Source organism: Micromonospora sp. CCTCC AA 2012012 (assembly GCF_040499845.1).
In the GTDB taxonomy this organism is placed as follows: domain Bacteria; phylum Actinomycetota; class Actinomycetes; order Mycobacteriales; family Micromonosporaceae; genus Micromonospora; species Micromonospora mangrovi.
In genome coordinates this window covers 2055855-2063737 of record NZ_CP159342.1, presented here as the reverse complement: position 1 = coordinate 2063737, position 7883 = coordinate 2055855, and the positions used below count along the sequence as shown (strand labels likewise).

Sequence of the window (7883 nt, the reverse complement as noted above, 5' to 3'; positions counted from 1 at the left end):
CCCTGAGGAGCACTGAGCACCATGACCCAGACCCAAGCCCCCGTCTCCCGGCTCCCGCACGTCGAGCACGGTGCGCAGTTCACCGACACCCTCGTCTCCGCGACCTGGACCCCGGCCACCGGCTGGGGCCCGGCCACCCGCGGCCCGCTGACGACCTTCGCCATGCACCCCGGCATGATCGGCCTGCACTACGGCCAGGTGGTCTTCGAGGGCCTGAAGGCCCACCGGCAGGTCGACGGCTCCATGGCGGTGTTCCGGCCTCGGGACAACGCCCTGCGGTTCCAGCGCTCCGCGCGTCGGCTGGCGATGCCGGAGGTGCCCGAGGAGATGTTCCTCCAGGCGGTCGACGCGGTCGTCGCCGCCGACGGCCACCACATCGGCGACGACCCGAACGTCAGCCTCTACCTGCGCCCCCTGCTCTTCGCCAGCGAGGCCAACCTGATGCTCCGGCCCGCGAACGAGTACACCTTCATGATGATGGCCTTCGTGGCGGGCGGGTTCTTCGGCAGTGCCGTCGAGCCGGTGCGGGTGTGGGTGAGCCGGGACACCGCCCGGGCCTTCCCCGGCGGCACCGGCGACGTCAAGTGCGCCGCCAACTACGCGGGGGCGTTCCTGTCCCAGCGTGAGGCACAGATGCAGGGTTGTCACCAGGTGGTCTGGCTCGACGCCGTGGAGGGACGCTGGGTCGAGGAACTCGGCGGGATGAACCTGTTCTTCGTGCGGGGCAGCGGCGCCGACGCCGAGGTGCTCACCCCCGAGCTGACCGGCACCCTCCTGCCCGGCGTCACCCGGGACACCCTGCTCACCCTCGCCACCCGGCTCGGCTACCGCAGCGGCACCACGCGCCTGTCCGTCTCGCAGTGGCGGCAGGAGTGCGCCGACGGCACCATCACCGAGGTCTTCGCCTGCGGCACGGCCGCGGTGGTGACACCGGTCGGTGCCGTGCGCGACGGCGGCACCGAGTGGACGGTCGGCGACGGGGCACCCGGCCCGGTCACCATGCGGCTGCGCGAGGCGCTGCTCGACCTGCACCACGGCAAGGCCCCGGACCCGGACGGCTGGATGTACCCGGTGAGCACCGGTGGTCTCCACGGGTGACAGCCGCTGGACCGGACGGGGCAGCAGGCGACGGCGGGGGCCGTACGCCCCGCTGCCCCGCCGGCCGGGCCGCCTCGTCCGGTCGAGGCCCGCGCAAGGCGACGGCTCCAGCCGTGCCGCGCAGACGTGGATGGCCTTGATCCACTCCCATCTTTTGTATCAACGTACAAAAGTTGCCGTCAGATCGACTGAAGCTATGGACAGGTGACGCGGAAGCCTCCTACTGTGTCGGACACCACCCATCGACGGACCGTCGATGGAAACATCCGATGCGGAGGTGAGCCCCGTGCGGACGGCAGACCCCCTGCACCTGCGGCTGTTGCGGCTGCTGCGCGACGAGGGCCCGGTGTCCCGGGCGGAACTCGGCGACCGGTTGCAGATGCCCCGCCCGCGACTCCTGGCCGAACTCGACCGCCTGGTCGCCCTCGGTCTGGTCGCCGAAGCGGGGCTCGCGGCCTCCCGGGGCGGACGACGCTCCACCCTGGTCGAACTCGACCCCCGGCTCCGGTTCGCCGCCGTCGACCTGGGCGCCAGCTCGATCGACGTCGAAGTGGTCAACGGCCGGCTGGAGCCCGTCGCCGCCTATTCGGAGGTCGCCGACATCCGCTCCGGACCGAAGGTCATCCTGCACCGGGTCAACGACCTGCTGCACAAGGCCAGGGCCGACGGGGCGTACGAGACGCTCCACGCGGTGGGCATCGGGGTGCCCGGCCCGGTGAGCTTCCGCGACGGCGTGCCGGTCTCCCCGCCGATCATGCCGGGCTGGGACCGGTTCCCGGTGCGCGAGCTGCTCACCCGGGAGCACGGCTGCCCCGCGGTGGTCGACAACGACGTGAACATCATGGCCCTCGGGGAGCGGCACGGCGGGGTGGCCCACTCGGTCGACGACTTCCTCTTCGTCAAGATCGGCACCGGGATAGGGTGCGGGATCCACCTCGGCGGCGAGGTCTACCGGGGCACCGACGGCTGCGCCGGGGACATCGGCCACATCCAGGTGGACGCGCACGGTCCCATCTGCTCCTGCGGCAACGCCGGCTGCCTCGAAGCGGTGTTCAGCGGTGCCGCGCTGGCCCGCGAGGCCACCGCCGCCGCCCGGGCCGGCACCGCTCCGGCGCTGGTCGAGCGGCTCGCCGCCCGCAGCGTGCTCACCGCCCGGGACGTGGCCGAGGGTGCCGCCGAGGGCGACGTCACCTGCATCCAACTGATCCGCGACGGCGGCCGGCAGGTCGGGCGGGTACTGGCTGGGCTGGTCAGCTTCACCAACCCGTCGATGATCGTGATCGGCGGCGGGTTGGCCCAGCTGGGCCACGTTCTGCTCGCCGAGATCCGCAGTGTGGTCTACCGCCGCTCACTGCCGCTGGCCACCGGAAACCTGCCGGTCGTCCTCTCCGAGCTGGGCGCCCGGGCCGGCGTGGCCGGGGCTGCCGTCCTGGCCAGCGACATCGCCTTCGGCGAGGCGTCGTGAGCGCGCGGTGCGAGCCGGCCCGGCGAGCGCGGCGGCCGCGAATCGAGGTGACCCGGTGACCGCCCCCGCCGAGGCCGTCCCCGGCGAGGTGGTCCTGCGCCTCACCGACGTGGTGAAGACCTTCCCCGGAGTACGGGCGCTCGACGGGGTCCAGTTGCAGGTGCGCGCCGGCGAGGTGCACTGCCTGCTCGGGCAGAACGGCGCGGGCAAGTCCACCCTGATCAAGGTGCTCGCCGGGGTGCACCGACCGGACTCCGGCCGGGTGGAGTGGCACGGCGAGCCGGCCACCTTCGCCAACCCGCAGGCCGCCATGCGCGCCGGCATCGCCACCATCTATCAGGAACTCGACCTGGTCGAGGACCTGTCGGTGGCGGAGAACGCGTTCCTCGGGCACGAGCCGAAGGTGGTCGGCTTCGTCCGACGAGGGCGGATGGCCCGGCGTACCGCGCAGATCCTCGCCCGGCTCGGCCACGGCGAGATCCCGCCGAACCGGCTGGTGCGGTCGCTGCCGGCAGCCGGCAAGCAGGTGGTCAGCATGGCCCGGGCGCTGTCGCACGAGGCCCGACTGATCGTCATGGACGAGCCGAGCGCGGTGCTGGCCCACGACGAGGTGGAGAACCTGTTCCGGATCATCCGGGAACTCACCGCCCAGGGCATCGCGGTCATCTACATCTCGCACCGGCTGGAGGAGATCCGCGAGATCGGCGACCGGGTGACCGTCCTGAAGGACGGCCGGACCACCGCGGCGAACCTGCCGGCGCGCGACACCCCGACCCGCGACCTCGTCGCGAGGATGACCGGGCGGACCATCGAGTACGTCTTCCCCGACCGGCCCGCCGACACCACCGCCGGCGATGAACTGCTGCGGGTGGAAGGGCTCAGCCGGGCCGGCGAGTTCGCCGACGTGTCGCTCGACGTCCGGGCCGGCGAGATCGTCGGGATCGCCGGACTGGTCGGCTCCGGCCGCTCCGAGCTGCTCGAGACGATCTTCGGCGCCCGCCGGGCCGACACCGGCACGATCCGGATGGCCGGCCGGGCGCTGCGCCCCGGCAGCGTCGGCGCCGCGGTACGAGCCGGCATGGGAATGGCCCCCGAGGAGCGCAAGAGCCAGGCGCTGCTGCTCGGCGAGCCCATCCACCGCAACGTCACGCTCGCCACCTTCGGCCGGTACGCCCGCCTCGGGTTCACCGACGCCACAAGAGAACGGGCCGAGGCGGAGCGGATCACCGGCAGCCTCCAGCTGACCCCCGGCGACGTGCGCCGGCCGGTGCGCACCCTCTCCGGCGGCAACCAGCAGAAGGTGGTGGTCGGGCGATGGCTGCTCGGCGACACCCGGCTGCTGCTGCTCGACGAGCCGACCCGCGGCGTGGACGTCGGCGCCCGCGCCGAGCTGTACCGCGTGATCCGGGAGCTGGCCGCCCGGGGCGTCGGGGTGCTGCTGGTCTCCAGCGAGGTGCCCGAGGTGCTCGGTCTAGCCGACCGGGTGCTGGTCATGCGCGAGGGCCGGATGGTGCGCGAGGCGCCGGCCGGCGAACTGGACGAGAGCACCGTGCTCGACCTCGTCATGGCGGGGTCACTGATGGAAGGAGCGCCGGCATGAGCGACACGGAGACCGCGACGTCGCACCCGGCGGCGGGCCTGCCGGCGCAGTCCCCACCGGTCGACCCGGCACCGACGCGGCGGGCCACCGGGCGTACCGGCTCCGGGCGGCTGTCCTGGTGGAACGGCGAGGGCGGCGAGGGGGCGAAGCGCAACCTCGGCCTCGTCGCGGTGCTGGTGGTGCTGGTCGTGATCGGCGCCGCCACCCGCTCCGACCTCTACTCGAACCCGGACTGGGTCTGGAACAACACGTTGACCATCCTCAAGCTGGCCTCGGTGGTCGGCGTGGTCACCGTCGGGATGACCTTCGTGATCATCGGCGGTGGCATCGACCTGTCGGTCGGCGCGATCGTCGCGCTGGCCGGGGTCTGGTGCACCACGGTCGCCACCCAGAGCTACGGCGCGGGCGGCATGATCTTCAGCGCGCTCACCGTCGGGCTGGCGGTCGGCCTGGTCAACGGGCTGCTCATCTCCTACGGGCGGCTGGTGCCGTTCATCGCCACGCTGGCCATGATGGTCGCCGCCCGCGGCCTGGCGGCTGAGATCTCCGACAAGCAGACCCAGGTGTCGGACAACCAGTTCATCAACGGCATCGCCAGCACCTCGCCACTGGGCATCCCGCTGCTGGTCTACATCCTGGCCGCGGTGGTCGCCGCCGGTTGGGTGCTGCTCAACCGGACCACGTTCGGCCGGCGGACGGTCGCCGTCGGCGGCAACCCGGAGGCGGCCCGGCTGGCCGGCATCAACGTCCGCCGGCACACCCTGCTGCTGTACGCGCTCTCCGGCCTGTGCTGCGGCATCGCGGCGATCATGCTGACCGCCCAGGCCAACTCGGCGCAGGCCGCCATGGCCAACCTGTACGAGTTGGACGCCATCGCGGCGGCCATCATCGGCGGCACGCTGCTCAGCGGCGGCCGGGGCACCATCGTCGGCTCCCTGCTCGGGGTGCTGATCTTTTCCACCATCACCAACCTCTTCGCCATCAACGGCCTCTCCACCGAGGCCCAGAACATGGTCAAGGGCGGCATCATCGTCGGCGCCGTCCTGGTCCAGCAGGTGCAGTTCCGCAGCCTCACCCAGTTCCTCGGCCGCAACCGGGCCACCACGAGTTGATCCCCGGTGGCGCCGGCCGGCGCCGCGTCCCTGCGGAACCGGGGGCGCCCGTCGGCGCCACGCACCACACCCGACCCACCGCGACCCGGGCCACCGCACGGTGGCCGGACCCCGCACACCCATTTCCGCCCCACCACCCGCGAATACAGGAGGTCGTCATGACCCAGTTCCGCGACCTGTCCCGCCGCCGGTTGCTGCTCGGCGGGGCCGCCGTCGGCGCCGGCGTGCTCCTCGCCGGCTGCACGAGCAACGAGGCGACACCCACCGCCGCCCAGACCAACGCCGCCGCGTCGGCCGGTGGCAACGCCGAGCCGGGCAAGAAGGTCGTCCTCGGCTTCTCCGCCCCGGCCGCCGACCACGGCTGGATCGCCGCCATCACCAACAACGCCAAGGCGCAGGCCCAGGCGTACTCCGACGTGGAGTTCAAGACGGTCGAGGCCGGCGCGGACGCGGCGGCCCAGCGCGCGGCGCTGTCCACCCTGGTCTCCCAGAAGCCGGACGTGATCGTGCTGCTGCCGCACGACGGCAAGGAGCTCAACGCCTTCGGCCTGGAGGCGATGAAGGCCGGCATCCCGGTGGTCAACCTGGACCGGGCCTTCCCCGACCCGAAGGCCTACCGGCTGCAGATCAAGGGCGACAACTACGGCATGGGGGTGGCGGCGGCCACCTACATCATCGAGCAGCTCAAGGCGAAGGGGGTCAGCAACCCGGTGATCGGCGAGATCCCCGGCATCGACTCGCTGGAGCTGACCCAGGAGCGTTCGAAGGGCTTCGCCGACACCCTCGCGGCGAACGGCCTGAAGGTCGCCAACCGGCGACCGGCGGAGTTCACCGCCGACTCCGGCCAGCAGGCCGCGACCGGCCTGTTCCAGGCGCTGCCGAAGATCGACGCGATCTGGAACCACGACGACGATCAGGGCATCGGCGTCCTGGCCGCGGTGAACCAGGCCAACCGCAAGGAGTTCTTCATGGTCGGCGGCGCCGGTTCGAAGAAGGCCATGCAGGACATCCAGGCCGACAACACCGTGCTCAAGGCGACCGTCACCTACAGCCCGTCGATGGCCTCCTCGGCCGTCTCCCTGGCCCGCCTGATCGGCCAGGGCAAGGGCATGTCCGACCTGGTGGAACTCCAGGTGCCCAAGGAGATCGTGCTCGCCTCGGAGACGATCACCAAGGAGAACGCGAGCAACTACCTCAAGCTCGGGTTCTGACACACGGGGGGAGACCCACCTTGTCCACTCACCGAAGCGAACTGCGGGTCGGCATGGTCGGCTACGCGTTCATGGGCGCCGCGCACTCGCAGGCGTGGCGCACCGTGAACCGGGTGTACGACCTGCCGGCCCGGGCCCGGATGGCGATGATCTGCGGTCGGGACGCCGGAAAGGTCGCCGACGCGGCCGACCGGCTCGGCTGGGAGTCGTCCACCACGGACTGGCGGGCCCTGGTCGGCTCCGACGGGATCGACGTGGTCGACATCTGCACACCGGGGGACAGCCACGCCGAGATCGCGCTCGCCGCGCTGGCCGCCGGCAAGCACGTGATCTGCGAGAAGCCGCTGGCCAACACGGTGGAGGAGGCGCGGGCGATGACCGCCGCGGCGGCCACCGCCCAGACCGCCGGGGTGCGGTCCATGTGCGGGTTCAACTACCGTCGGGTGCCCGCGGTGACCATGATGCGCCAGCTGGTCGCCGACGGGCGGCTCGGCGTGATCCGCCACGTCCGGGCGGTGTACCTGCAGGACTGGATCGTCGACCCGCAGTTCCCGCTGGTCTGGCGCCTGCAGAAGGACAGGGCGGGCTCCGGGGCGCTGGGCGACATCGGGGCGCACATCATCGACCTCACGCAGTTCGTCACCGGGCAGCGGATCACCGGGGTCAGCGCGGTCACCGAGACGTTCGTCAAGGAACGGCCGTTGCCGGCCGGTTCCAGCGGCCTGGCCGCCCGGGCCGACGGCGACGGCGCGGCGACGGGCCCGGTGACGGTGGACGACGCCGCCGTCTTCGTCGCCCGGCTCGGGGCGGGGACGCTCGCCACGTACGAGGCGACCCGGTTCGCCACCGGCCGGAAGAACGCCCTCCGGGTGGAGATCAACGGTTCGCTGGGCAGCGTGGTGTTCGACCTGGAACGGCTGAACGAGCTGGAGTTCCACGACGGCACCCGCCTGACGGCCGAGCAGGGCTTCACCCGGATCCTGGTGACCGAGGGGGAGCACCCGTACATGTCGGCGTGGTGGCCACCGGGGCACATCATCGGCTACGAGCACTCCTTCACCCATCAGATGCGGGACTTCGTGGAGGCGGTCGCGACCGGCGTCGACCCGACGCCGTCCTTCGCCGACGCGCTGCACGTCCAGCTGGTGCTGGATGCGGTGACCCGGTCGGCCCGGGACGGCTCCCGGTGGACGGAGGTGGAGCCGGCGCTGGCCGCGCTCGCGGTCTGAACGAGCCCACCTCCCGAACGCCGACCGGCGAGGGACCGGCCGCGGTTGCGCCCCGCGGTCGGGCCGGGGTCGGCGGCCGGGAGGGCGTACGGCCGGCCCACGTGGGCCGGTGGCGTACGCGTACGAGGTCGTCCGGTGCGGCCGGACCGGGATTCCCCGGCCGCACCG

General features: G+C 72.3%; 6 protein-coding genes. All 6 read left to right on the top strand.

Annotation, left to right across the window (positions count from 1 at the left end):
* The first annotated feature begins 21 nt into the window (after positions 1–21).
* Entirely contained in the window at positions 22–1098 is a 1077-nt protein-coding gene (locus ABUL08_RS09295) for a branched-chain amino acid aminotransferase (protein ID WP_350936493.1), read from the top strand.
* A gap of 286 nt (positions 1099–1384) precedes the next feature.
* A complete protein-coding gene (locus ABUL08_RS09290) occupies positions 1385–2563 on the top strand; it encodes an ROK family protein (RefSeq protein WP_350936491.1) in 1179 nt (392 codons plus the stop codon).
* A 55-nt stretch (positions 2564–2618) separates the two neighbouring features.
* Entirely contained in the window at positions 2619–4163 is a 1545-nt protein-coding gene (locus tag ABUL08_RS09285; protein ID WP_350936490.1) for a sugar ABC transporter ATP-binding protein, read from the top strand.
* The gene (locus tag ABUL08_RS09280; RefSeq protein ID WP_350936488.1) at positions 4160–5275 is read left to right on the top strand and encodes an ABC transporter permease; all 1116 of its coding nucleotides are present in this window, start codon (positions 4160–4162) and stop codon (positions 5273–5275) included. Before ABUL08_RS09285 ends, ABUL08_RS09280 begins: the two co-directional genes overlap by 4 nt.
* A 158-nt stretch (positions 5276–5433) precedes the next feature.
* The gene (locus ABUL08_RS09275; RefSeq protein ID WP_350936486.1) at positions 5434–6486 is read left to right on the top strand and encodes a substrate-binding domain-containing protein; all 1053 of its coding nucleotides are present in this window, start codon (positions 5434–5436) and stop codon (positions 6484–6486) included.
* Between the two features lie 20 nt (positions 6487–6506).
* Positions 6507–7715, top strand: a complete 1209-nt coding sequence (locus ABUL08_RS09270; RefSeq protein WP_350936483.1) for a Gfo/Idh/MocA family protein — start codon at positions 6507–6509, stop codon at positions 7713–7715.
* The last annotated feature ends 168 nt before the right edge of the window (positions 7716–7883 follow it).